The organism is Stenotrophomonas sp. FR024, from assembly GCF_047500745.2.
Lineage (GTDB): Bacteria > Pseudomonadota > Gammaproteobacteria > Xanthomonadales > Xanthomonadaceae > Stenotrophomonas > Stenotrophomonas maltophilia_A.
This window is the reverse complement of sequence record NZ_JAXAXM020000011.1, coordinates 122799-147379: the sequence shown is the minus strand read 5'-3', so window position 1 is coordinate 147379 and position 24581 is coordinate 122799. Positions and strand designations below refer to the sequence as shown.

The following is a 24581-nucleotide window of genomic DNA, read 5'->3' as shown; positions in this document are numbered from 1 at the left end:
GGGGCGAAGGGGGTTCATAGCGACTTGGCCAGGCGATACAGCAGGAAGCCACCGACAAGTTCCATGCCCAGTGCAAGCAGCAGGATCTTGTGGCCGAGCGGATCGTGCAGCACCGGCTGGAAGAAGTCCGGGCTGGTGATCGCCATCAATACCGCGCAGGCCGGTGGCAACAGGCCCAGCACCCACGCTGACATCCGCGTCTCCGAGGTGGTCGCTGCAAGCTCCTGCTGGGCCTGTTCCAGATCGCGCATGAAATCGCCCATGCGCTGCAGGATCTGGTCGGAGCGCCCGCCGATGCGCACGCTGACACCGATCACCACCGACAACACCTTCAGCACATCCATGCGATAGGGATGCGAGGCCTGTGCGAGTGCACGGTCCAGCTCCATGCCGCTGCGTGCAAAGCGCACCGTGGTATCCAGCAGCCCGCGCAACGGCGCGCTCGTCTGCATCGACGCAACCTGGAACGCGGCCTGCAGGCTGTTGCCCAGTGCGGTCAGCCGCACCAGGTTGTCGAGGAAGTCCGGCAGCTGATGCAGCAGTTGCGCACGCAGCTTCGTGGTCCGCCGCATCACCCACAGCCAGCAGCCAAGCAGGTACAGCAGCAGGGTCAGCGGAAACATCCATGCGGTGCCCAGCCGCAGCATCGCCACCACCGACAGTACCAGCCCCGGTACCAGCAGCATGATGGGAATTTTCCAGCCGGTCTGCAGCCCTGCGCGCTGCAGCAGGCCATCCAGCGGCAGCACGCGGCGCCCGGCGCTGGCGGGCCGCGCCGGGTCGTTGGCAGCGGTGACGGACGGCCCGGCGGGTGCTCCGCCCGTGGCGCTTCCGCGCGAAAGCTGCTGCTCGGCGTGCCGCATTGAAACCTGGCGTTGCTCACGGCTGCTGGCCGTGCCCCACAGCCAGGCTGCCAGCGCCAGCAGCACCGCGATGATGCTCAGCATGCCCAGCAGCGCGCCGGTTCCCATGCTCAGAAGTCTCCGTAGAGCGATTCGCGCAGCTGCTGGCGGAACGGCTCCAGCTTGTGCGAGTGCGGATGGAAGCCCAGCCCGACCCAGCGATCGATCTCTTTGCCGTTGCCGTCGATCTGCAGCTCGTGGCGGAACATTTCCTGGGTGGTGATCAGGTTGTCGCTGACACCGGTGATCTCGGTGATCGAGACCAGCACGCGGCGGCCGCTGCCCAGGCGCGAGATCTGCACGATGAAGTCGATGGCACTGGCGATCTGCCGGCGCAGGCTGTCCTCGCTGCCCTGGAAGCCGGCAAAACCGGCCAGCATCTCGATCCGGTACAGGCAGTCGCGGGGCGAATTGGCGTGGATGGTGGCCATCGAGCCGTCGTGGCCGGTGTTCATCGCCTGCAGCATTTCCAGCACCTCGGCACCGCGCACTTCGCCGACGACGATGCGGTCGGGGCGCATGCGCAGGCTGTTGCGGACCAGATCGCGGATGCTGACCGCACCGTGCCCTTCGGCGCCGCCGATACGGCTTTCCAGGCGAACTACATGCGGGTGGTTGAGCGAGAGCTCGGCGGTGTCTTCGACGGTGATCACGCGCTCGTTCGCGGGGACGTAGCTGGCCAGGGCGTTCAGCAGCGAGGTCTTGCCCGAGCTGGTGCCGCCGGACACCAGGATGTTGCAGCGACCCAGTACCATCGCCTTCAGCAAGGCCTGCATCGGCGCATCGAAGGTGCCCTTGGCCAGCAGTTCATCGGGGGTGAACGGGTCCTTGCGGAACTTGCGGATGGACACCATCGGTCCATCCACCGCCAGCGGCGAGATGATCGCGTTGAGACGGCCGCCGTTGGGCAGGCGCGCATCGACCATCGGATTGGAGTCATCCAGGCGGCGCCCAAGCGGGGCGAGGATGCGGCGCAGGATGCGCAGCAGATGCGTATCGTCGGTGAAGCGCTGGGTGGCCCGCTTGAGCTGGCCGCCCTGGGACACGTGCACATCCTTGAAACCGTTGATCAGGATGTCTTCGATGGACGGGTCGTGCAGCAGGTCGTCCAGCGGGCCGAAGCCGGTCAGCTCCTTGACCAGGCCGTCGGCAACCACCTGCATCTCCTCTTCGTTGATCGGGATGCGCCATTCCTGGATGAAGCTCACCGTCTGCACCTGCACCCAGCGGGCGATGGTGTCGGGGGCCCAGGAATCGATGTCGATGCGCTCGTCCTCGATGCTGTTGAGCAGGTGCTCATGCGCGGCCGACAGCACCTTCTGGTACTGCTCGGTCTGCGCGAATGGCTGATGGCCCGGCGAGCTTTCGGGCAGCACCGGCCGGGCAACGGCATGCGGGAACGGGGTTACCTTGTCTTCCATTGCGATCCACCCAGGGCAAGGGAGAGTCTTTCCCGCAGGCCCTGCGCCTGGACCGGGCAGGCAGCCGGATCCAGGCGCGAAACCAGCGGGGCGAGGGCACGCAGGTAGGGGTCGCGCGGCGCATCCTGCAGCAGCAGGTGGCCCTGGCTGGCAGCCAGGCGCACGCGCGGTCGTTCGGGAAGCGTGGCCAGCAGGGGAACCTCGAAGCGGCGCGCGATCTGCTCCGGGCTCATGCCGCTGCTGTCATCGTGGCGGTTGATCACCAGCTGCAGGCGCTTCTCGCGTTCGCGCTGGCCGGCAAGATGCTTCAGTGCCTGGTCGAGCGACACCAGCGTGGCAATGGAGGCATCGGTGACCAGCCAGATCTCGTCGGCCTGGTCCAGCAGCAGCGGCGGCAGCTGACGCAGCGGGCAGCCACCGGCATCACACAGCACGCTGGCGAACACGGTGCGCAGGCGCTGCAGCAGCGCACCCGGATCGGACGGCGGTACCGCATCGCTGCCGCTGGCGCGGTCCAGCAGCACCAGTCCGGAATCGTGACGGGCCATGGCCGTACGGGCGAGGGTGGCGTCGATGCGACTGGCGTTGCGCAGCGCGTCTTCGTAGTGGAAGCGGCTGTCCAGGTTGAGGTACAGGGCGAGGTCGCCCGAAGGCTGGGCCAGCTCCATCAGCAGGCCATCCTGCTGCAGTGCCTCGCCCTGTGCCAGTGCACGGGTCTGCTGTGCCAGCACCGAAAGATGCGCGGCCAGCGTACTGGTGCCGACCCCGGCGCGCACGCCCAGCAGGACGATCAGGCGGGCCTTGTGCGCCTGCTGCGCGGCGGCAGCCGGTCGTGGTGACAGGGCGCGACGCAGCGCGGCCTCGATGCCGACGTTGTCGCTGTCCAGGTCCAGCACATCACGCAGGCCCGCCCGCAATGCGATGACAACGCCTTCCACCTGGCCGGCACTGGTGGCACCGACTGCAACCAATGCCAGATCCGGCTCGGTCTGCTGCAGTTGCTGCGCCAGCACGCTGGAGGCGGCCGCATGTTCCGGGCGGAAGTCGAGCAGCACAAGGCTCTGCGGCCCGCGTTGCAGGTCCTGGGCGGAGGTCGGCGTGCTGCTGTCCTGCCAGTGCAGGGTGGTGGTTGGCGGCAGTTTCGCCGCCAGCCGGGGCAGCAGTTCGCGATCCATTCCGTACAGGACCAGGTTCATCGGCGGTCCTTGCGGATGCAGCGGCTGGGCAGTGGCGTAGGGCATGGGCGTGGTATCGCAGGCATCATGGAATCAGCGTGAGAAGCCGGGCACCGGGTCCTGGCTGATAGGACCCAACAGCCAGGCGCCCCATTCGGGCATGTGCGGCTTGGCCTCGCGGTCGCCGGGCAGCGGCAGCTCGGTGTTGCGTGCCAACGGCTTCACCAGGCGTGGCGTGACGATGATCACCAGTTCCTTGTCCTGGCGCTTGTAGTCGAAGTTGCGGAAGAACGAGCCGATGATCGGCAGGTCACCCAGCAGCGGGATCTTGCCGACGCTGGAAACCACGTTGGAACTGACCAGGCCACCGATCACGAAGCTCTCGCCATCGCCCAGTTCGACCGTGGTGTCGGCGCGGCGGGTGGTGATGGAGGGAATCTGCACGCCGTTGAGCGCGATGGCGTTGCTGTAGTCCAGGTCGCTGGCTTCCGGTGCGACTTTCAGGGCGATGCGGTTCGGTGCCAGTACCGTCGGTGTCACGGTCAGGCCGATGCCGAAGGGCTTGTAGGTGATGGTTGTGGTGCCCAGCCCCTGCGGTTCCAGGATCGGCAGCTCGCCGCCGGCCAGGAAACTGGCGCTCTGCCCGGACAGCGCGACCAGTGTCGGTTCGGCCAGCACACGCGCCATGCCATTGCTCTGCAGCAGGTCGACGTCGGCATTCCACAGGCCCTTGGTCGAGCCGAACACCAGGCGGAAGGCCGAAGAAATGGGCGATTCGGCTTCGTTGCCGGAGTTGCCTTCCTTCATGCCGGGCAGGATGCCGGTATTGCCCGGCAGCTGGCCGCCCGGGCGGGCGAAGCCGTAGGCGAAGTTGCCATTGCGGTTCTGGAAGCTGATGCCGATCTGCTTCAGTGCGGTCTTGTTGAACTCGACCACCTTGACCTCGACCTGGACCACGCCGCCGCTGCTCACCGTGGATGCGTCGGCAAGCAGGCCATCCTTGCCCAGGGCCATGGCGGCAGCCTTCTGCTCCTGCATGTGCGACAGCACGCTCTCGGTGCTTCCCTGCAGCAGGCCCTGATTGTCCTGCTGGGTGAATACCAGCCCGTTCGCGCCGGCGTCGGCCGCACCCTGCACCGCACTTTGTACCCGCACCTGCAGGCGCTGTGGTTCGGTCTGCTTGCGGTGCCAGAGCAGGAGCGTGGTGGTGCCCGGCGCCTTGCCGACCAGCAGGGCCTGGCGCTGGCCGCGCAGCATCACGATATCGGCCACGCCCGGATCGGCAATGGCGACCCGCTCCAGATCACCCGGCAGGGTCCAGGGGCGCTGCTCACGCGCCTGCAGCACCAGGTCGTCGGCGGCCACGCTTGTCGCCGGTGCCAGCAGCACCAGCAGCAGGGCCAGCCAGCGCTGGCGGGGGGAAGGGCGTGGACTGCGGCGACGTTCGGTCATGGATGCGCTCGATGCAGGTCAAAGGGAACCACGGGGGGCGGAGCTGTCACCTCGGATGATTTCGATGCCCGATGCGCGTGGGGCGCTGCGCCGTGGTGCGGGCACGCGTGCCGGGGCATCCTGGGTGCTGCGCGCGGTTGCGTTGCTGCGGCCGGCCAATGCATCGCCGTCGATGCCGGCGAAGGCGTGATTCTCTGGCCGCTGCAGCGCAAGCTGCTGTTCCGCATCCAGGCCACGCAGGGGATCAATCACCCCGCGTGCCTGCGGGAACAGCGCCAGATCGGGCTGGCCGGAATCGGCAGGGTTGCGCAGGGCGAGGAACAGCTTGCCCTGCTGCGCACCCAGCAGCAGTCGGTTGGCATCGGCCACCGGCACCGCCAGTACCGCGCTGCGTGCCGGCTGGGCGGTCCCGCTGCCCGTGCTCTGGGTGCTGCTGCTTCCGGTGATGTCGGCGGCGCGTGGATCGTTGCGGCCATCGGCCTCGTTGCTGGCAACAGCGTCATGGTTGGCCGGGGCGATGTCCTGCTGGCCATAGCTGAGCACGCGCAGGCGCGACAGCAGCAGGCGCGTCTGTGCTGCGTCGGCCGGGCCGCTGGGGTTGGATTGGGCAGTGCGCAGGTTGAGGAACACGTCGACGAAATCACCGGGCAGGATGCGGTTGCCGGCCCCCACCAGCTCGTCGACCGGGACCGCCAGTGCGCGTTCCCCGGGGCGCAGCTGCAGCGAGAATCCCTGCGCGAGTGCGTTGCTGCTGATCGCCGTGCCTTCGGCGATGTCCTGCACCGGCACCTTTCCGACCACGGCGGAAATGCTGGTGGCGGCACCGGCAACCGGGGCGCTGCGCTGTGCGAGACGCAGTCCGTTGGCAGAGATCGGTTCGCCGGCCGGCAGTCGCGCCACCGCTTCCACCACGGTGATCGCCTGGGCTTCGCTCTGCGTCATCGGGGCAACCGTTGCCGGTGCGGCCTGCTTGCGCCCGATCATCAAGGCGATCACCGCCAGCAGCACAGCCAGCCCGATCAGGGCGACGGCAGCAATGCGGGTCAACTTGAGCATGGAACCGTCTCCTGTACCGAACGTCAGTTGCCGCTGCCGAGGTCGAGCTGAGCGACCGCGACGCTGCGGATGGGAGCCCGCATCACCCACTTGTAAAGCGTGGCGGTGCCGGGCAGGAAGGGATGGCTTGCGTAGTCGTAGCTGACCGTTACGGTCATGCACTGGGCGCTGGCCAGTCCGGCGCAGGGGGCCTGCGCGGAAACCAGAATGGCGTTGTTTCCGCCATTGCTGCAGTCGACCGGCTGACCCGAGAAGTTCAGCAGCCACTGCATCGAACTACGCGCTGCAACGCAGGCGGCAGTACGGCGTTCGTTGGCGCTGCCATAGCGCAGCGATGCACGTGCACCCTCGGCCGAGGCGGTTGCCAACGTCTGCTGGGCCGCCATGATCATTACGCCGGAGAACGTGAACAGCAGCAGCGGCAGCAGGCCCAGCATCAACATCAGCGCGAACTCGATGCTGGCCGCGCCACGTTGCCGGCGTCGGTTGTGGATGTTCATGCCACGCCTCCGTACGTGCTGATGAGGACCCAGGCGATGGCGGATACCGCCAGGTAGGCGGCGTAGGGAATGCCTTGGCGTCCCTGGCGGGCGCTCTGCATCCCGCGCAGCGCCGGGTGCGAATGCCATTGCGAACTTGCCCGATGCATATGGGCTTGAAGGCCGATGGGCAGTACTGGGCCCAACCGTCGCGATACCAGCACCAGTGCGGCATGTGCGCCCGCTGCCAGGCTGGCCGCGATCCAGATCGGCAGCAGTGCCTGCCAGCCCAGCATCAATCCCAGTACCGAAAAGAATTTGACATCACCGGCGCCCATCCAGCGCACTGCATGGAAAGGCAGCAATGCGACCAGGCCGAGCGCCGCGCCGGCAACGTGGGAAGCCCACGGCAGGCGCGGCGCGTTGAACTGTCCGGCGATGAGCACGACAACGGTGATCGCGCATGCGGACAGCAGCCAGGCGTTGGGCACCCGACGGGCGTACAGATCGCTGATCGCGATCCGCAGGCACACACCGATGGCCAGCAATCCCAGCAGTGTCATCGCACCCTCCATTGTCCGTCAGTGGACGCTCAGCAGTTGCTGTCCCTGATCAGCCTGGGACGCGGCTCAGGCCGGCGTGTTGCCCGATGCCTTGTCGGCAAGCTTGGTGAGATTCTCAAAGAGCGTTTCGAAGAAATCCTTGATCTGCGTGCTGCCCAGTGCGATCAGGACACCCGCAATCACAGCCGCCAGCAGGCCGTACTCGAGTGCAGTGACGCCATCTTCTTCCTTCAGGAACTTGCGGATCGATGCGTTCATGACGTTTGTCTCCCTCTACCTGTCTGCTACAGGACACCTGTTGGGCGGTGGCCCGGCTCCGCCGGGATCGTCCGTGGACCTCCGCACGTCCTGGCGGAGGAGGCACGGCGGGATGGACCCGCTGTGCTCAAGCAGGGTGATCGTTTCCAGGCGGGACGCCGTTCGCGCAACCGCGACCGCGCGGCGCGGGGCCGGTGGTCGACGTGTCGAGCGATACGTGCATGGTCATGCTGTCCCCCTGGGTGCGGTCATTATCAAAGACCGGATCACCGTGTTATCGACTTTGCCTGAATGGCGGCCGGCTGCAACCGGAACCTATATGCAAATTCGGCAGAATCCCATTGGTCCTTAATTTCAAAGCCGGGTTATGTGACGGAAATCCGTTCGCCCGCACAACGATTCATCGACGTGCAGATAATGTGAGGCAGGCTTCAGGTCGCATGCGAAAACTGTGCCAAACGCGACATTCTGATTTTCACCTCTGTATCCATCTTATTCAACGCGGTGCAGATGTTTACCCCGTTGAATTATCGGGCATACTCGCATTCAAGTACTCGCGTTTCTTTTGGGGTGCGCACCTTGGCGGCGCGCATCCCGGTGATGGAAGAGATTCCATGAGAGGTGCGCGCCCTGTCAGGCAGTGGGGGCCGTACCGCACGGCGGATAATCGGGGGGACGACACTGTCATGGTCGATGGTGGGGTAGGAGACAGCGACGACAGCGGCCTGCGGTCGATCGACCTGGCGACGCTGAGCGGCGTGCTTCGTGTATGTGATGTCGAACTGCTTCTGCTCGATGGCAATGGGCCGCGGGCGGCCTTCGCGTCACGCGTGCACGAGGAGGCGTTGTTCTGCAGCATCAGCTGTGGATTCCATTGCCGTGGACGTTTCATGCTGCCGCCGGACTGGGCGATGCTGGGGTATCTGCATGCGACCGATGAAACCCTGAGCTGGTGCCATGGCGTACCGCTTGCCCCTGGGATGGCGCTGACCGTGATGCCCGAGGGCATCAGCGAGTTCACCCTGAGCCCGGGCACGCACATGACCCTGATGCTGGTGCCGGTGGCACGGGTGCAACGCAAGCTGACCGAACTGAGCCTGCGCAGCACGCCGCCGGCCGGACAGGCGCTTTCACTGTTCAATCTCGCCAGCGAGGCCGCCCCGCTGGCACAGCATTACCAGCAGCTGCACCTGCAGCTGGGCCAGGGCACGGGCCTGCAGCCGGAAGAAACCGAGCGGCTGCTGCACGAACACGTGCAGGCACTGCTGGGTGCGGGTTCCGCCGAACGCCCGGGTTGCAGCCGTGCGCGGCGCACGCATTATCTGATCGCACAGCGGGCGGAAAACTTCATGCGCCTCAACCTGCGCCGCAATATCTACATGAATGAGATCTGCGACGCTGCCGGTGTCAGTGAGCGTGGGCTGCGCTACGCGTTCGAGGACCTGTTCGGTACGTCGCCCAATCGTTACCTGTCGATGCTGCGCCTGTGCGCAGCCTGCCGCAGCCTGTCGATGGCCGATTCCAGCCGCCGTTCGGTCAAGGCCATCGCCCTCAGTTGTGGCCTGTGGGACCTGTCGCGTTTCGCCGACAACTACCGCAAGGTCTTCGGTGAACTGCCGCGTGACACGCTGATGCGCGCACCCGCGCAGATCGGCCAGCCCGCCTGATCCAGGCCCCATAAGGGTTTCCCGGCGGTTCCTGCCGGAATTGCATATCCGCTTGCCGATATGGTTGCCGCTTCTGCATAACCGGCTGCCGATTCCGACCGTGGATTTGCCGGAATGCGCGATTGCCGTGCCGGAATGAAGTGCGCAGCCGCCGTTGCAAACGCTGAAATGTCAGTCACCTGCCTAACGGCAAGTCCACTGACATTCCAGTTGTTCGCCTACGGGGGAAATGCTCATGAACCGCATCTACCGGCGTGTATGGAACCGCCAGCTCAATGCTCTGGTTGTGGCCTCGGAACTGGCCACCGGCGATAGCGGCGGCAGCGCTGCCCGCGATCCGCGCAGTGTCCTGCTGATGCCGACCGCACTGGCCCTGGCCCTGCTGTGTGCGCTGGCCAGCGGGCATGCAGGAGCATCCGAATCCAATCAGTCGCTGCGTGATCTGCAGGCACTGGCCGCGAAGTACGCGCAGCCGATGCCGGTCAAGGTCGACGCAGAAGTCGCGCTGGCCGCGGCATCGCGCCAGGCGCAGAGCAGTCCGGCGATCAGCGCAGACGCGCGTGTGGGCCTGCAGCTGAGTACGACCTCGCTGCCGATCGTGCGCGACGTGCTGCCGGCTACCGTACAGGTGAAGCTGGCGGCGAACGCCGCGCCGAAGCAGGTCGCGGTTCCTGCACTGGCCGCCGATGTTCGCGCCAATGTCGGGCTGGGGCACGCAGCGTCCAATGTGGCGAAGATGGATGCCTCGCTGGCGGCCAACGTTGCGCCGTCCGCGCATGCGCCGCTCGGTGTGGCTGCGGATGCGCAGGCGAAGGCCAGGGTTGGCATCGCCGGTGCCCAGGTGGCCTCGATCGATACCGGTGCCAAGGCGGCCGCCGCTGTTGCTGGCGCATCCGCTGGCTCGCTGTCCGGCCTCAAGGCGTCCGTTGACGGCAAGGTGGATTCGCAGCTGAAGCTGGCGGGCCACCAGATCGATGGTCAGGGGCAGGTCAAGGCGACGGCGGCGGTCACGTTGCCGGCAAAGGAGGAGCTGCCGGGCGAGACCCATGATCGTGCGATCACCGCAGCTTTCGATACCGGTGTTGCCGGCAAAGTGCGCGTGCAGGCGCCCGATGGCCAGGAAGTCGTGGCCGACCGCAATCTGAAGCTGGCCGGCCAAGGGACTGTGGCAGCGCAGAACAGCGCACTGGGCGTGGGTGGCCTGGTGGGCGGCGTTGTCGGCGCGGCAGGTGGCGCCGTGGGTGGCGTGCTTGATGGCACCGTAGGCAACACGGTTGGTGCGGTGGGCGGAGCAGTGGACAGCACGCTCAATGGCGCCGTTGGCACGGTTGGTGCAGTCGGCGGCACTGTGGGTGGTGCACTCAACGGCACGGTCGGTTCGGTCGGCAGCACCGTCGGCGGCGCACTCAACGGAGCGGTTGGCACGGTGGGTGCAGTCGGCGGCACTGTGGGTGGTGCACTCAACGGCACGGTCGGCTCGGTCGGCAGCGCCGTCGGCGGGGCACTCAACGGTGCAGTTGGCACGGTGGGTGCAGTCGGCGGCACCGTGGGCGGCACGCTCAACAATACAGTGGGTGCGGTGGGCAGCACCGTCGGCGGTGTACTCAATGGCGCTACAGGTGGCAGTACCGGCGGCCTGGGGGGCCTGCTGGGCGATACGCTTGGCAATGTCGGCGGCGCCGTCGGCAACCTGCTCAATGGCAACCTCAACGGCACCATCGGCAATCTCGGCAGTGCCGTGGGTGGCCTGGTCGGTGGCACGCTGAGCGGCCTCGGCCTGACCAAGCCCTCGGCGATTCCGCCGACCAGCCCGAAGGCGCCGGCTCCGGCCGATCCGAACGCGGGCCTGATCATCGGCACCGGTGGCCTGGTCGGCAATGTCGGGCAGCTGATCGGCCCGACCACCACCAGCCTGTTCGGCGGCAACGGCTACCTGAGCAACGGCAACCTCAAGCTCAGCAACGCCAACGTGATGCAGACCTACTCGACGGTCAATGTGCTGGGCCTGCCGGTGGTCAACCTGTCGCCGGTCGGCAGCACCCTCAATGGCCTGGGCGGCGCCGTCACCGGCGGCAGCTCGCACCTGACCCTGATCGGCGGTGTCACCTCCGACAGCTACATCTACAACATCAACAACGGCAATCCGGGCGGCCTGCTCGGGCTGCTGCTGCCGAAGGATTCGCCGGCATGGGCGGCCAAGTGCCTGGATATTGTCCTCGCCGACATCTCCTGCTGGGCAGTCAATGCGGCGCAGGACTACCAGGTGCTGATGGGTGACGGCGCCTTTGCCAACGGTTCTAAGGAAGTGGTGATCGGCGCCAATGCCCGCCACGAACTGCCGAAGGTCGATGCCAACGTGGCCTTCCCGGGTGCAGGCACCAATGACCCGAGCAACCCGACCGGCGTGCCGACCGCGGACTACGCCGCACGCATGGGCCATTCGGTGATCGTCGGCGACAGCGCGGTGGGTACGGCCAACGGGCAGACCCTGCTCGGTGCCGAGGCGACCTCTAACCAGGCCAATTCGGTCGCACTGGGCTACCGTTCGGCCGCGCTGCGCGGTGCCCAGGCCAGCTACAGCGCCTATGGCCTCACTGCGCCGCAGGTCTCGGCCGGTGAAGTGTCGGTGGGTACCGCCGGTGGCGGCGAGCGCCAGATCACCAACGTGGCCGCCGGTAGTGTCAATACCGATGCGGTCAACGTGGCCCAGCTGAAGGGTGCCATCAGCCTGATCGATGATGTGGCGGCTGCTGCGGTGACCTACGATCTGGACGGTGCCGGCAATCCGAACTATCGCCGCGTCACGCTCGGTGCGGGCACCGGCACTACCACCATCGGCAACCTGGCCGGCGGTGCGGTCACCGCCGGCAGCCTGGAAGCGGTCAATGGCGGCCAGTTGGCGGCGACCAATGCGGCCATCGCCAGCTTCTTCGGCGGTCGCGCAGCCTTCGATCCGGCCAGCGGTGCATTCACCGCACCACTGTTCGAGATCAGCACCATCTCCACCGGCGGTGCGATCGCCAAGGGTCTGTATGAGAACGCCACCGATGCCTTCGCCGCGGTCGATGGTTCGCTGGTCAATCTCAACACGCAGATCACCGACATCCGCAACGGTGGCACCAAGTATCTGCGGGTGAACTCGACCGGTACCGAGGCACTGGCCAGCGGCGCCGACTCGATCGCGGTCGGTACCAACGCCCGCGCCACCGCCGCCAACAGCATCGCGGTGGGTGCCGGCAGCCTGGCTGACCGTGCCAACAGCGTGTCCATCGGTGCCGCCGGTGCCGAGCGTCAGGTCACCAACCTGGCTGCGGGTACCGCCGCCACCGATGCGGTCAATGTCGGCCAGCTGCAGGCGTCGGAACAGGGGGCACTGCGCTATGACCTCAATGGCGATGGCAGCGTCAACTACGCCAGTGCCACGCTCGGCCAGACCGGCACGGCCACCACGCTGCGTAATCTCGGCCCGGGTCAGGTCAGTGCCACCAGCAGCGAGGCCATCAACGGTGCCCAGCTGTTTGCGGCCAACCAGGCCGTGGCCACCCACCTCGGTGGTGGCGCGGCGGTCAACGCCAGCGGCGTGCTGACCGCACCGACCTACTCGATCAACAACGTCGCCGCCAACGGCACCGTGACCAAGGGCAGCTACAACGACGTCGGTACCGCCTTCGATGCGGTCAGCAACTCGCTGGCCAACGTTGCCGACCAAACCGATGAGATCGACAAGCTGGCCGTGAAGTACGACGTCGATGGCAGTGGCAACGTGCTCAACAGCGTGACGCTGACGGGTACCGGCACCGGCGCGGTGAAGATCACCAACGTCGCCGCCGGCAGCATCCTGGCCGGCAGCAGTGATGCCATCACCGGCGACCAGCTGTTCAGCACGAACAGCACCATCGCCAACTACTTCGGTGGCACCACCGCGTACAACGGCACCACCAACGTGTGGACCGCGCCGAAGTTCAGCATCTCCAGCATCGCCACCGACGGCACCTTCACCAGCGGCGACTACAACAATGTCACCGCCGCCTTCACTGCGGTGGACGGCTCGCTGAAGGTCCTCAACCAACGCATCACCAACAACAGCGGTGGCAGTGCCTACCTGGCAGTGAACTCGACCGCAGCGCCTGCAACGGCTGCCGGTGCGGAAGCGGTGGCGGTCGGCCCGCAGGCCAGTGCGGCCGGTGCCAACAGCGTGGCGGTCGGCAACGGCGCCAGCGCCAGTGCCGGCAACAGCGTCGCCCTGGGTGCCGGGTCGGTGGCCAGCGTCGGTGCGCAGAGCGGCTACACCGGCGCCTATGGCCAGACCGGCGCCAGCAACTCGGCCGGTGAGGTTTCGGTCGGCAGCACCGGCAGCGAGCGCAAGATCACCCATGTCGCCGACGGTTCCGATACGTACGACGCAACCAACGTCGGCCAGCTGAAGAACGGCGTGAACTACGCCATCGACGAATCGAAGAAGTACACCGACCAGAAGATCCAGAACATCACCAACGTGGCCGGCAGCTTCCGCGCCAACAACACCAACAACCTGGCCGATCCGTCCGCCAGCGGTGCCAATTCGGCCGCAGGTGGCGCTGGCTCCACCGCCGCCGGTGCCAACTCGACCGCGCTGGGCAATGGCTCGCAGGCGCAGGCCGACAACTCGGTGGCGCTGGGTGCGGGTTCGGTGGCGAACCGGGCCAACACGGTCTCAGTGGGTGCCGCCGGTGCCGAACGCCAGGTGGTCAACGTGGCCGACGGTTCGCAGGCTACCGACGCGGTCAACGTACGCCAGCTGCAGGCCTCGCAGCAGGGCACGATCCGTTACGACACCACGGTGAACGGCGCGACCAACTACAACAGTGTCACGCTGGGCAGCACCAACAGCGGCCCGACCACGGTGCGTAACGTCGCCGCCGGCACCGCCGGTACCGACGCAGTCAACGTCGACCAGCTGAAGTCGGGCATGGCGCAGACCCTGGACTGGTCGAAGGCCTACACCGACGAGCGCATGGGTGGCTTCGAGCGCGACCTGCGCAAGACCGACAACCGCGCCTCGGCCGGTATCGCCTCGGCAATGGCCACCGCAGCACTGCCGCAGCCCAGCGAAGCGGGCCGCAGCATGGCCTCGGTCGCCGCCGGCAGCTACAACGGCGAGTCGGGCGTGGCGGTTGGTATCTCCGGTGTCTCCGAAGGAGGGCGCTGGATCTACAAGTTCAGCGGCTCCACCAACAGCCGTGGCGAGGCCGGTGTGGCCGTCGGTGCAGGCATCCAGTGGTGATCCCCGCCGCCGGGCCGCACGCGCGGCCCGGCATCGCGGAAACGTCCAAAGGGGGAATGACATGAAACAGCATCGCATCGCCCGCACCGGCCAGATGGCCGCAGTGCTGGGCCTGGTCCTGGGAATGGGCCTGCTGGCCGCCTGCCGCAGCCATGCGCCGGCCGCCGAGGGTCCTGCCGAAACCACCGCCGTGCAGTTCCCGGAGGCCTCGAAGGCCTCGTTGAAGGAAGGCATCTATCCCGACGTCGCCGACCTGCGCCGTTTCGCGCCGGGCATGAGCAAGCGCCAGCTGTACACGCTGCTGGGCACGCCGCATTTCAATGAAGGCATGTGGGGCGTGCGCGAGTGGAACTACCTGTTCAACTTCCGCACCGCACAGGGGGCCGAATACTTCACCTGCCAGTTCCAGGTCCGCTTCGACAGCAAGGGCATTGCCCAGGGCGGCTACTGGAAGCCTGAATCATGTGCGGCGGTGCTGGACCCGCCGCGGCCGCCGGCCCCGCCTGCACCGGCGCCGTTGCCGGAGCAGCCGTTGCGCCTGTCCGCCGATGCGCTGTTCGGTTTCGACAGCGCGGTGCTCAGTGCCGAAGGCCAGCAGGCCGTGCAGGGCGTACTGGCGCAGGTGCGCGAGGCCAGTCAGGTGCAGTCAATCCGGGTGACCGGGTATACCGACCGTATCGGCAGTGCCAGCTACAACCAGGCACTGTCGCAGCGACGTGCCGAGGCCGTGCGCAGCGCGCTTGTGCAGGGCGGCGTGCCTGCAGCCAGCATCAGTGCCGAAGGACGCGGCGCGGCCGAGCCGATCGTGCAGTGCGAGCAGCGCAACCGTCGCGAGCTGATCGCCTGCCTGGCGCCGAACCGGCGGGTGCAGATCGCCGGGGTGGCGCAGCCACGCTGAGTTTCCTGCGCCGGGGCATCGCTCCGGCATCCCGAGTCCCCCCTGACCGTCGGCAGGACGTGGTTACGTCTCCCCCGTTGACCGCGCCTGCCGGCGGCTCAGGTTTTCCATGGTGCACGCGATGAACGCCCAATTGCTGCCTCTCTCCATGAAGACGGAAACCACACTGAGTGTGTACGGCCAGCTCGGCAATCATGCCGTGGTACGCATTCCCGGGCGGCGCCTGCCGGGGCTGATCCTGCAGGCCGATACCGTGGCCGGGTTCCTGGCCCAGCTGCAGGAGGCCCAGGCCTGCCTGCGCAGTGGCCGTGCACAGCGCACCGACGCCGAGCTGGACATGCTGATCGACGTGCTGCAGCAGTGGTATGCGCTGATTGAATCGCGCCTGGCCGACGCCGGCGAGGCGCTGTAGTAGAAAAAGGGGACGGAGGGGATTAAGTCGTTCTTGCCCCGGCTGTGCCGGAAACGACTTAATCCCCTCCGTCCCCTTTTTTGTATCAGGCGCGGGCGCGGACCAGCCAGCACGCCGCATCCACGCGTACCCGGTTGCCCTCGATGAACGGGGTGAATGCCGCCACAGCCTTGTTCCGGAGCGAGGTGGCGCGGTCTTCGGGCAGATTGCGCAGCGCCAGTCCCAGCGGGCCAAGTTGGCCGACATAGGTTGGCAGCTCGTCGCGGGCGATCGAACAGGGCAGGTCGACCGCAACCACTTCGACGTCCTTCCAGCCGGCGGCCTGCAACAGGCGCTGCACGCGCTTGCCATCGGCAAAGGCGAACTGGCCCGGTGCGCCAGGCGCACGGGGTGGTAGCTCGAGTTCATCACCAATGGCGCGTTCGGCCGTGGTCATGAACGGGTTCTCGTCGGCACTGCGCCAGGCGATGAAACGCAGGCCCGCGCCTGGCGTTGCGGCGTGGTGCAGGTTGGCGAAGGCGGCCTCGGTATCTTCGAAGAACATCACGCCCAGCCGCGACTGGATCCAGTCGAAGTGCGCGGAGGGCAGCGGATGCTGCTGCGCATCGGCCACGATGAAGTCCGCGTCCAGTCCTGCCGCTCCGGCGCGCTGGCGGGCCAGCGCCAGCATCGGCGCGGAGATGTCCAGGCCGGTGCAGTGTGCCGCCGGGCGCGCAGCGGCCGCGGCCAGCAGGCTGGCCCCGGTGCCACAGCCGATATCGAGCAGTTGCGTGACGGTTTGCGGAAGCTCGGCCACCAGCAGGTCGGCCATCGGCTGGAACAGACCATCGAGGATGGCCTGCTGGGCGACCCAGATCTGGCCGCCAGGGCCATTCCAGAGCGCATTCTGATCAACGGGGGATGTACTGGCCATGGCCTTGTCCTGCCGGGAAGTTGCCCATAGGTTGATGCTTGAAGGCGACTTGAGGTCAAGCCCATGCGTGAACTGGATATCGGCGAGGTGGTGAAGCGCAGCGGCGTGCCGGCCTCGACCCTGCGTTACTACGAGCAGCTCGGGTTGTTGCAGTCGCTGGGCCGTCGCGGCCTGCGCCGGCAGTACGACGATCAGGTGCTGGAGCGCCTGGCGTTGATCGGCCTTGGCCAGTCGGCCGGGTTGTCGCTGCAGCAGATCGGGTTGTCGCTGCCGCCTCAGCACGGATGCATTACGCTGGATCGCGAAGCCCTGCTGGCACAGGCCGATGTGCTGCAGCAGATCTCCCAGCTGCAGCGGGTGCGCCGTCATCTACAGCGCGCGGCGGCCTGCCCGGAAGCACAGGACGCGCGCCAGTGCGGTTCGTTCCGCAAGTTGTTGAGGGCCCAGCAGCGCCTGGCGGGTGGGTGAGAGAAGCGCATACACGCATGGCGTGGATCTACTGCACCACAACCTCGGTAGATCCACGCCATGCGTGGATGAATCAATCGCGGGTACTGACTTCCCAGGTGGCATGCAGCACGCCCGGCACGTGCTCCATCCGCGCCAGCACAACGTCCAGCTCATCGGCACTGACGGCGGTACTGACCAGCACCGCGATCACATCGGTGGGCGCGTCGGCATGCTCGACCACCTGCACATCACCGACCGGATACTGCGCCGCTTCCAGCGCATCGACCAGGCGTTCGCGTACACGTGGCACCGCTTCGGCATCCACACTCAGGCGCACCTCGTAGGTGGCCTCGGTGGCCGTCTCGTTGATCGGGATGCGGTTGATCGCATTCACCAGCGGCCGCAGCAGGGTGTTGCCGGCGATGATCAAGACCGTCAGCAGCACGCCTTCGGCCAACATGTCCGCGCCGGTGCAGCTACCGACCGCCGCCGAGCACCACAACGTGGCGGCGGTGTTCAGCCCGCGCACGTTCATGCCTTCCTTCATGATCACGCCGGCGCCGAGGAAGCCGACGCCGGAGACCACGTAGGAGATCACCCGCACCGCCTCGGCGCTGCCGGCGATGCGCATGCCCAGGTCGACGAAGGCAGCGGCGCCGACCGCCACCAGCACGTTGGTGCGCAGGCCGGCGGTGCGTTGCCGGTACTGGCGCTCGGCGCCGATCAGCGTGCCCAGCACGAAAGCGGCCAGCAGGCTGACCACGGTGTCGGCGAAGGGGCCGGCCTGGAAGGTTTCAATGAAGCGCATGGCCGGAGTCTACCCGGTCGAGGTGACAGTAGATCCACGCCATGCGTGGATTTCGAGGCGGCCAGAAACGACTTAATCCCCTCCGTCCCCTTTTTGCGGGGTCAGTCGGTGTCCTCGACGCGCTCGCCCATCAGTTCGCGCTGGCGCTTGTCCAGTTCCTCGGCGTAGCGCTTGCGTACGAAGGCTTCGGAGACCACGCCCAGCACCTGGCCGTCGGCAGCGACCACGGCCAGTTCGTCGGCCTGGGTGTGGTCGAAGCGCTGCATCACGGTGACCACGTCCGCGCTCGGCAACAGTGACACGTCGCGGTTTTCCGCCAGTTCGCCGATCATGGTTTCGGGCTTCACGCCGTCGCCGTACACGCGCGGAATCTGCACGATCCCGGCGTAATGGCCTTCGCTGTCGATCAGGATCACGCGGCTGCCCGAGCCCAGCGGGAAGCGCTGGCGGAAGGCGGCGGCATCGAGGTCGGCCGGGGCGGTGGCCACGCCCTTGCGCATCAACCGGCCGGCGTTGAGGTTCTGCACCCAGCCGACGTCGCGGGCGCTCTTGATGGTCTCGCCGCGCAGGTGCATGCGCCAGGTCGAGAACGAGTAGCCGAACCACTGCCGCACGAGCGTGCTGGAGACCAGCACCGCGCTCATCACCACGCTGGTCAGCAGGAAGTCGTGCGTGCCTTCCAGCACCAGCATGGCCATGGTCATCGGTGCGCCGACCACGGCGGCGGCCAGTGCGGCCATGCCGGCCAGTGCGGCCGAAGTTGCATCAATCACCGGCACGCCGGTGGCCATCGCCAGCAGGCCGGCGAACAACGCGCCGACCAGGGTGCCCATGAACAGCGAGGCGAAGAACAGGCCGCCACGGAAGCCGAAGCCCAGCGAGATGCCGGAGGCCAGGCACTTCAGGGTCAGCAGGCCGCCGATCCAGATCAGTGGCAGATGCGTGGTCAGGTCCAGGTGCAGCGCGCCATGGCCGGACGACAGCACCTGTGGGCTGGCCAGGGCCAGCGGAATCAGCAGCAGGCCGCCCACCACCGGCCGTCCCCACAGCGGCAACGGACTGCGCTTGACCGTGCCTTCGATCGAGGCAATCAGCCGCATCACCGCGATGCCGACCATCGCGCAGCAGCAGCCGAGCAGACCGTAGATGGCGTAGTCGGCGGCGCGGACATCAATCGTCGAGGCCGCCGGCAGCAGGTAGGCCTCGATGCCGGCCTGGTCGGCCACGAACGCGCCGGCCAGCGCGGCGACCGCGACCGGGGCGAGTGCGGCCGGGGTATAGGCGCCGATGACGATCTCGAAGGCGTAGAACGCACCGGCCAAGGGTGCACCGAAGGCGGCGGCGATGGCACCGGCGGCACCGGCGCCGACCAGGATGCGCACATCGTTGCGACGCAGGCGCATCACCCGGCCCAGCTGCGAGCCGCTGCCGGCGCCCATCTGGGTATAGGAGGCCTCCAGGCCGACCGAAGCGCCGCAGCCATTGGAAACCAGGGTCTGGGTCAGCACGATCAGGTTGTCGCGCATCGACATGCGGCCGCCATGCAGGGCGTTGGCTTCCACCGCATCCAGCAGGGGCCGCTTGAGCCGGGTCGCGGCCAGGCTGACCAGCCCGACCAGCAGGCCACCGAGCGGCAGTACCAGCAGCGCAGTCCAGGTCAGCGAGGGCAGGGAGCTCAGGCGCATGCCTTCGTCCAGCCCGTACAGGGTGCCCTGCAGCCAGCGTGCGATGCCGGATTGCAGCAGGGTCAGGTAGCCGGCGATCAGGCCGACCAGCAGGGCAAGCGCAATGAACCACAAGTCACTGCCACGCAGGCGCAGGCGCAGGCCCTGGAAGGCAGCATGCAGGCGCGATGGCGAAACAGGCAGTGACATGGTGGCGGCATGATACGCCGCCACCGTGATCGCCGCCGTCACTGCATCGGGTGGTTACCGGCTTAGAAGCGGTAGCGGCCCTGCACGTAGAAGGTGCGCGGCGCAGCCACCATGCGGCCGGCGTTGCCATCGACGTTGCGGGTGTACCAGCGCTTGTCGGCCAGGTTGTTGACGCCCAGCGCGATCTCGCTGTCACCCAGTCCCGGCACCTGCCAGGCCACCTGGGCATTCCACAGGCGCACGCCGGGCACGCGGCCCACGCGCGCATCGGCGCTCTCGGCCCAGGTGTTGGCCGCATCGGAGAACTGGCCGCTCTGGTGGGTGCTGGAGACATTGAAGGTCCAGCCGGCCAGTGCATAGCGTGCGCCGACGCTGTCGGTGTCGCGCGAGTAGAACGGCACGTCCAGGCCACGGTTGTCGCCGGACTGCTGGATCGCCTTGGTCCAGGTGTAGTTGGCGTACAGCTCCAGACCGGCCAGTGCGCTGTCTTCGGCGAAGCGGTACTCCAGCGCGCTTTCCACGCCCTTGTGGTCGGTGGCGCCGATGTTCTGGAAGGTTGGCGGGGTGATGCCCGGCACCTGCAGGATCTGGTTGTCGAAGCGCATCTTGAACACGGTCACTTCCGCGCGCAGTGCACCGTCCTGCCAGCGCGCACCGAGTTCGGTGGTCTTGGCGATTTCCGGATTCAGCGGGTTGCTGGCGGTCTGTGAGTTCAGCTGGATGTTCTGCACCGGCCCGAACGAGGTGGTGTAGTTGCCGAACACGGTCAGCTGCGGAGTCAGCAGGTAGGCGACGTTGATCGAGGGCAGCGCCTTGTCGTTGCGGCTGCTGAAGGTCGCCGCGCCACCCGCCTGGCGGCGGTCCATGTCGATCCACTCCATGCGCACGCCCGGGGTGATGCGCCACTGGCCGATCGCGATGCGGTCGTCGATGTAGAAGGAGTGGGCATCGGTGGCGTTGTCGAAGCGGGTGGTTGCACTGGCCGCGCCGGTGCGGCGGGTGACGGTGTAGCTGCGGTCGTTGCCACGCTCGCGCAGGAAGCGGTAGCCGGCGGTGATGTCGTGCACGCTGGCGCCCCAGTGCAGGCGCTGGGTGTAGCGCGGCTCGATGCCGAGCACGCGGTAGTCGCGCGGCTGCACGGTCAGCTGGGTATTGGCGGCGTTGATCAGCGAGCTGGCACGGCTGCTTTCGTTGTAATAGGCCAGCAGCTCGAACTCGCTGTTGGCCGACAGGGTGTTGGTGTAGCCCAGGTCGATGCCGGTGCGGTGGCCCTTCCAGAAGTCGGTGGGGCGGGTGTTCAGGAACGGGTCGGCCTCGTACTGGGCGCGGGTCAGGCCGCCCGGGGTCAGCGAGCGCACATCGTAGTAGGACAACTTGGCACGCAGTTCCTGCTGTTCGTCGATGGCATAGGCAAACTTCAGCGCCAGGTCGTTGAAGCGGTCATCGCTGCCCTGGCGCCAGCCGCGGCCGTCCTGGCCGGAGTACAGCAGGGCCGCGCCCAGGCCGTTGTCGCCGGTGCCGCCGAGGAAGGCGCTGTACTGGGTGCTGTCGCCGCCGCCGTGGTCGTAGGCGGTGTAGCGCACACCGGCTTCGCCGTGCAGGCCGGCCTCGGTGGGAATGGCGCGGGTGCTGAAGTTGATGATGCCGCCCACGTTCTGCGGGCCGTAGCGCACCGCGCCGCCACCGCGCACCACGTCGATCGATTCGATGTTGGACAGGCTGGTCGGCGCGAACGACAGCTGCGGCTGGCCATACGGCGCCACTGCCAGCGGCACGCCATCGAGCAGCACGGTCGAGCGCGGCGAGTAGCGCCCGGTCAGGCCGCGCACGCCGATGTTCAGCGAGACCGAACTGCCGGCGGTGCCGGAGTTGTCGGTGACCTGCACGCCGGGGATGCGGCGCATGGCATCGCCGATGCTGGCCGCGCCGCTGGCTTCGATGCGCTGACGGTCCACCACGGTGCGCGCGCCAGCGAAGCTCTTCACGCTGTCGTGCAGGCCGGTGCCCAGCCAGCTGCCGGAGACCTGGATGCTGTCCAGCGTGGTGGCGCCGTCCTGGGCGAAGGCGCTGACAGCCGGGAGCAGACACAGGGCGAGGGCGGCGGCCAGTGGCAGGCGGGCCGTTTGCGGGGCGTGGATGGGCATCGATGCAGGTCGTGGAAGGGCGTAAATGAGAATTATTGCTGATTCCATTCGCCAATGGAATGCGTCTCCGGTTCATGCTGATGGGCCGGTGGTAAAGTGGGTGATTGCTTCCTGACTCGCTGAGATCTGCCATGTCCCAAGCCGCTTTCTACCCCGTCGGAACCCCTGGCCAGCCGTGGGGAGCGGCGGAACGGGAGGCGTGGCGTGGCCGCCAGCAGCGCCTGCGTCGCTACGACGAGGAGGTGCTGCCGCGCATCGAAGCCCTGGCATCGCGCTTCGACAAGGTGGCCTATGGCCAGCTCGATTACGCCGGCGAGACCTACACCCTGTTCGCCCTGCGCAGCCGCGACTGGAACCCAGCGCTACCGGCCGCGCTGGTCACCGGTGGCGTGCATGGCTACGAGACCAGCGGCGTGATGGGCGCGCTGGAGTTTCTCGAAAAGCACGCTGCCGATTACGCCGGCAAGGCCAACCTGCTGGTGGCACCGTGCGTGAATCCGTGGGGCTTCGAGCGCATCAACCGCTGGAACTTCGATGCGATTGACCCGAACCGCAACTTCCGCGCCGATGGCCCGGCCCGCGAGTCGACCGCGCTGATCGAACTGATCGCACCGATCAAGGACCAGTTCGTACTGCACATCGACCTGCACGAAACCACCGACAGCGACGAGAGCGAGTTCCGCCCGGCGCTGGCCGCGCGTGATGGCAAGCCGTTCGAGCCGGGCCTGATTCCGGATGGTTTCTACCTGGTGGACGACAGTGAGGCCCCGCAGGCGGCCTTCCAGCAGGCGGTGATCGCCGCAGTGGAAAAGGTTACTCACATCGCGCCGGCCGACGACAAGGGCGAGATCATCGGTTCGCCGGTGGTGGCCCATGGCGTAATTGAGTACCCGCTGGTGAAGCTGGGCCTGTGCGCGGGCATTACCGGGGCGAAGTACACCACCACCACCGAAGTCTACCCGGACAGCCCGCGCGCGACCCCGCAGCAGTGCAACGACGCACAGGTGGCCGCAGTGTGCTCGGCGCTGGATTACGCGCTAGCGCACCGCTGATCGGTAGCGCCGGCCGCTGGCCGGCAACTGAAAAAGGGGACGGAGGGGATTAAGTCGTTTGTGCCACAAACGACTTAATCCCCTCCGTCCCCTTTTTCGGTTCACCCCAACGCGTCGGCCCACCAGAGTGCGGCTGGGCCTGGCGGCGCGTCGCGGCGCCACAGCAGGTCGCTGTGGATGCGCCGTGGCCAGCCGGGCAGCAGCAGTTCCACCAGCCGCCCGCGGTCGTAGCGCTGTACCAGTGCGCGCGGTAGCTCGGCCCAGCCGAGGCCGTCCTCGGCCATCTCCATCACCATCAGGTAATCGGTTGCGGTCCAGGCCAGGCCGGTGACCACGCGGGATTGATCGACTTCCGCGCTCAGGCGCACCTGTCTATGCCGCGCCAGCTGTGCGGCGGCGCGACGGCCAGCGCTGGCCAGCGGATGCTCGCGCGCCACATACACCGACAGTTCGCTGTGGTGCGCCAGCGGACGTGCCACCAGTCCGTCCGGATAGTGCTCCTGCCGTGGCAGCAGACCCAGCGCGGCGCGTCCGTTGCTCACCAGTTCCAGCACGTCCTCGCCCTCGGCATCCAGCCATTCCAGCTCGATCTCCGGGAATGCCTCGGCGAAGCGTTGCAACACCCGTTGTTCCGGGGCCAGTTGGTAGACGTCGGAGAATGCCACGGTCAAGCGCGGCTCGACCGGTGCGGCCAGGCGCACGCTCAACTGCTGCAGGCGGGCATCGGCAGCCAGGATTTCCTGCGCGTGCCCAACTACCTGGCGCCCGGCTTCGGTCAGCTGCGGGTAGCGCCCGCTGCGGTCGAACAGGCTCACGCCCAGGTCGGCTTCCAGGTGGGCGATGGCGGTGCTGACCGTCGATTGGGTCTTGCGCAGGCGTCGCGCCGCCGCCGAGAACGAGCCCAGCGCCGCGGCTTCCACGAAGGCCTGCAGGGATTCAGGGGAGTAGGGCACTGATCCATCGCTCCTGTCGATGGAATCCATTTTGATACCACCGTAAAAGGCGATGATACTGGCTTCCGTCGCCCCCGTCTGCGGGGCGTTCCGGACCCTCCACGCTCGGCGTGGATCCATTGATGAGGCGGCGTGGTCCCCGCCCTGCAAGGAGCTTCACATGTCCCGTACTGTTCCCGCCCGTGGCGCGCTGGTCGCCTGGGCCTGCCTGACCGTGGCGATCGTCGCCGAAGTGGTCGGCACCTCGTTCATGGCCCATGCCGCTCGCGATGGCGGCTGGACCGGCTACCTGATCATGGCCGGCGCGCTGGCGCTGTCCTACTTCTTCCTGGCGCAGTCGGTGCGCCGTATCGCCGTTGGCGTGGCCTATGCGGTCTGGGAAGGCCTCGGCCTGACCCTGCTGACCGTGGTCGGCCTCACCGTCTTTGGTGAAAGCCTGTCGCTGCAGCAACTGGCCGGCCTGGTGCTGGCGGTGGTCGGCATCGTCTGCGTCACCCTCGGGGAGGCGCACTGATGAATACCCTCGCTCTGTTTTTCGTGATCTGTTCTGCGCTGATCGACGTCGCCGCCAACATGATGGTGGCCAAGTCGGAAGGCTTCCGCCGCTGGCGCTGGGGCGTCGCCGCGATCGTCATGGTCTGGATCGCCTTCGCCCTGCTGGGACAGGCCGTGCGTTACATGGACCTGGCCACCGCCTATGCGATGTGGGGTGCGATCGGCGTGATCGGTACCGCCACCTGCGGCCGCCTGTTGTTCGGCAACCGCCTGCGTCCGATCGGCTGGGTCGGCATTGCGCTGGTCACTGTTGCAGTGCTGCTGCTGAGTACCGCGAAGTGATGCA

At 67.1% G+C, this 24581-nt stretch carries 21 protein-coding genes; 8 read left to right on the top strand and 13 right to left on the bottom strand.

From position 1 onward, the window contains the following. Positions 1-14: 14 nt before the first annotated feature. From ACMZ91_RS13675 to ACMZ91_RS13640, 8 genes are all read right to left on the bottom strand, one after another. Complete coding sequence (locus ACMZ91_RS13675; protein WP_032128077.1) at positions 15-971, bottom strand: type II secretion system F family protein; 957 nt, start codon at positions 969-971, stop codon at positions 15-17. A 2-nt stretch (positions 972-973) separates the two neighbouring features. Further along, positions 974-2323, bottom strand: a complete 1350-nt coding sequence (locus ACMZ91_RS13670; RefSeq protein WP_032128076.1) for a TadA family conjugal transfer-associated ATPase — start codon at positions 2321-2323, stop codon at positions 974-976. Further along, positions 2308-3564 (bottom strand): CpaE/TadZ family protein, encoded by a 1257-nt coding sequence (locus tag ACMZ91_RS13665; protein WP_032128075.1) that lies wholly within the window; start codon positions 3562-3564, stop codon positions 2308-2310. Before ACMZ91_RS13665 ends, ACMZ91_RS13670 begins: the two co-directional genes overlap by 16 nt. A 27-nt stretch (positions 3565-3591) precedes the next feature. After that, positions 3592-4950: a type II and III secretion system protein family protein gene (locus ACMZ91_RS13660; protein WP_049423074.1), complete on the bottom strand. Its 1359-nt coding sequence runs from the start codon at positions 4948-4950 to the stop codon at positions 3592-3594. Positions 4951-4968: 18 nt separating this feature from the next. Further along, a complete protein-coding gene (gene cpaB, locus ACMZ91_RS13655; protein ID WP_049460959.1) occupies positions 4969-6006 on the bottom strand; it encodes a Flp pilus assembly protein CpaB in 1038 nt (345 codons plus the stop codon). Between the two features lie 23 nt (positions 6007-6029). Next, positions 6030-6506 carry a TadE/TadG family type IV pilus assembly protein gene (locus ACMZ91_RS13650; RefSeq protein WP_049398481.1) on the bottom strand — a complete coding sequence of 159 codons (477 nt, stop codon included), beginning with the start codon at positions 6504-6506 and terminating at the stop codon, positions 6030-6032. After that, positions 6503-7048 (bottom strand): A24 family peptidase, encoded by a 546-nt coding sequence (locus tag ACMZ91_RS13645; RefSeq protein ID WP_032128071.1) that lies wholly within the window; start codon positions 7046-7048, stop codon positions 6503-6505. Before ACMZ91_RS13645 ends, ACMZ91_RS13650 begins: the two co-directional genes overlap by 4 nt. 66 nt (positions 7049-7114) lie before the next feature. After that, positions 7115-7306, bottom strand: a complete 192-nt coding sequence (locus ACMZ91_RS13640) for a Flp family type IVb pilin (RefSeq protein WP_019337868.1) — start codon at positions 7304-7306, stop codon at positions 7115-7117. Between the two features lie 686 nt (positions 7307-7992). Between ACMZ91_RS13640 and ACMZ91_RS13635 the strand changes: the two genes are divergently transcribed. The 4 genes from ACMZ91_RS13635 to ACMZ91_RS13620 all read left to right on the top strand — a co-directional run bounded on the left by ACMZ91_RS13635 (position 7993) and on the right by ACMZ91_RS13620 (position 15546). Next, positions 7993-8973 (top strand): AraC family transcriptional regulator, encoded by a 981-nt coding sequence (locus ACMZ91_RS13635; protein ID WP_032128070.1) that lies wholly within the window; start codon positions 7993-7995, stop codon positions 8971-8973. Positions 8974-9208: 235 nt separating this feature from the next. Then, on the top strand, positions 9209-14236 hold the full coding sequence (locus ACMZ91_RS13630; protein WP_149908550.1) for a YadA-like family protein: 5028 nt from the start codon (positions 9209-9211) through the stop codon (positions 14234-14236). Between the two features lie 61 nt (positions 14237-14297). Next, positions 14298-15134, top strand: coding sequence for an OmpA family protein (locus tag ACMZ91_RS13625; protein ID WP_012511335.1), 837 nt, complete (start codon positions 14298-14300; stop codon positions 15132-15134). A 148-nt stretch (positions 15135-15282) separates the two neighbouring features. Further along, a complete protein-coding gene (locus ACMZ91_RS13620; protein WP_006450485.1) occupies positions 15283-15546 on the top strand; it encodes a DUF6959 family protein in 264 nt (87 codons plus the stop codon). Between the two features lie 85 nt (positions 15547-15631). Here the strand turns inward: ACMZ91_RS13620 and ACMZ91_RS13615 are convergent, their stop codons facing one another. Next, on the bottom strand, positions 15632-16459 hold the full coding sequence (locus ACMZ91_RS13615; RefSeq protein ID WP_277778500.1) for a class I SAM-dependent methyltransferase: 828 nt from the start codon (positions 16457-16459) through the stop codon (positions 15632-15634). A 63-nt stretch (positions 16460-16522) separates the two neighbouring features. On the opposite strand from ACMZ91_RS13615, the gene ACMZ91_RS13610 reads away from it, so the two are divergent. Next, positions 16523-16927 carry a MerR family transcriptional regulator gene (locus tag ACMZ91_RS13610; protein ID WP_414577967.1) on the top strand — a complete coding sequence of 135 codons (405 nt, stop codon included), beginning with the start codon at positions 16523-16525 and terminating at the stop codon, positions 16925-16927. A 73-nt stretch (positions 16928-17000) separates the two neighbouring features. Here the strand turns inward: ACMZ91_RS13610 and ACMZ91_RS13605 are convergent, their stop codons facing one another. The 3 genes from ACMZ91_RS13605 to ACMZ91_RS13595 all read right to left on the bottom strand — a co-directional run bounded on the left by ACMZ91_RS13605 (position 17001) and on the right by ACMZ91_RS13595 (position 21735). After that, positions 17001-17717 (bottom strand): MgtC/SapB family protein, encoded by a 717-nt coding sequence (locus ACMZ91_RS13605; protein ID WP_024957423.1) that lies wholly within the window; start codon positions 17715-17717, stop codon positions 17001-17003. A 101-nt stretch (positions 17718-17818) separates the two neighbouring features. Further along, positions 17819-19591 carry a chloride channel protein gene (locus ACMZ91_RS13600; protein ID WP_049460970.1) on the bottom strand — a complete coding sequence of 591 codons (1773 nt, stop codon included), beginning with the start codon at positions 19589-19591 and terminating at the stop codon, positions 17819-17821. Positions 19592-19653: 62 nt separating this feature from the next. Then, positions 19654-21735: a TonB-dependent receptor family protein gene (locus ACMZ91_RS13595; RefSeq protein ID WP_414577969.1), complete on the bottom strand. Its 2082-nt coding sequence runs from the start codon at positions 21733-21735 to the stop codon at positions 19654-19656. A 131-nt stretch (positions 21736-21866) separates the two neighbouring features. Between ACMZ91_RS13595 and ACMZ91_RS13590 the strand changes: the two genes are divergently transcribed. Then, positions 21867-22787 carry a M14 family metallopeptidase gene (locus tag ACMZ91_RS13590; RefSeq protein ID WP_257471779.1) on the top strand — a complete coding sequence of 307 codons (921 nt, stop codon included), beginning with the start codon at positions 21867-21869 and terminating at the stop codon, positions 22785-22787. Positions 22788-22888: 101 nt separating this feature from the next. On the opposite strand, the gene ACMZ91_RS13585 is transcribed toward ACMZ91_RS13590, so the two are convergent. Beyond that, positions 22889-23740 carry a LysR family transcriptional regulator gene (locus ACMZ91_RS13585; RefSeq protein WP_414577131.1) on the bottom strand — a complete coding sequence of 284 codons (852 nt, stop codon included), beginning with the start codon at positions 23738-23740 and terminating at the stop codon, positions 22889-22891. 160 nt (positions 23741-23900) lie between these two features. On the opposite strand from ACMZ91_RS13585, the gene ACMZ91_RS13580 reads away from it, so the two are divergent. Further along, positions 23901-24254 (top strand): SMR family transporter, encoded by a 354-nt coding sequence (locus ACMZ91_RS13580; RefSeq protein ID WP_010485170.1) that lies wholly within the window; start codon positions 23901-23903, stop codon positions 24252-24254. Beyond that, positions 24254-24577, top strand: coding sequence for a DMT family transporter (locus ACMZ91_RS13575; RefSeq protein ID WP_121503503.1), 324 nt, complete (start codon positions 24254-24256; stop codon positions 24575-24577). Before ACMZ91_RS13580 ends, ACMZ91_RS13575 begins: the two co-directional genes overlap by 1 nt. Positions 24578-24581: the final 4 nt, after the last annotated feature.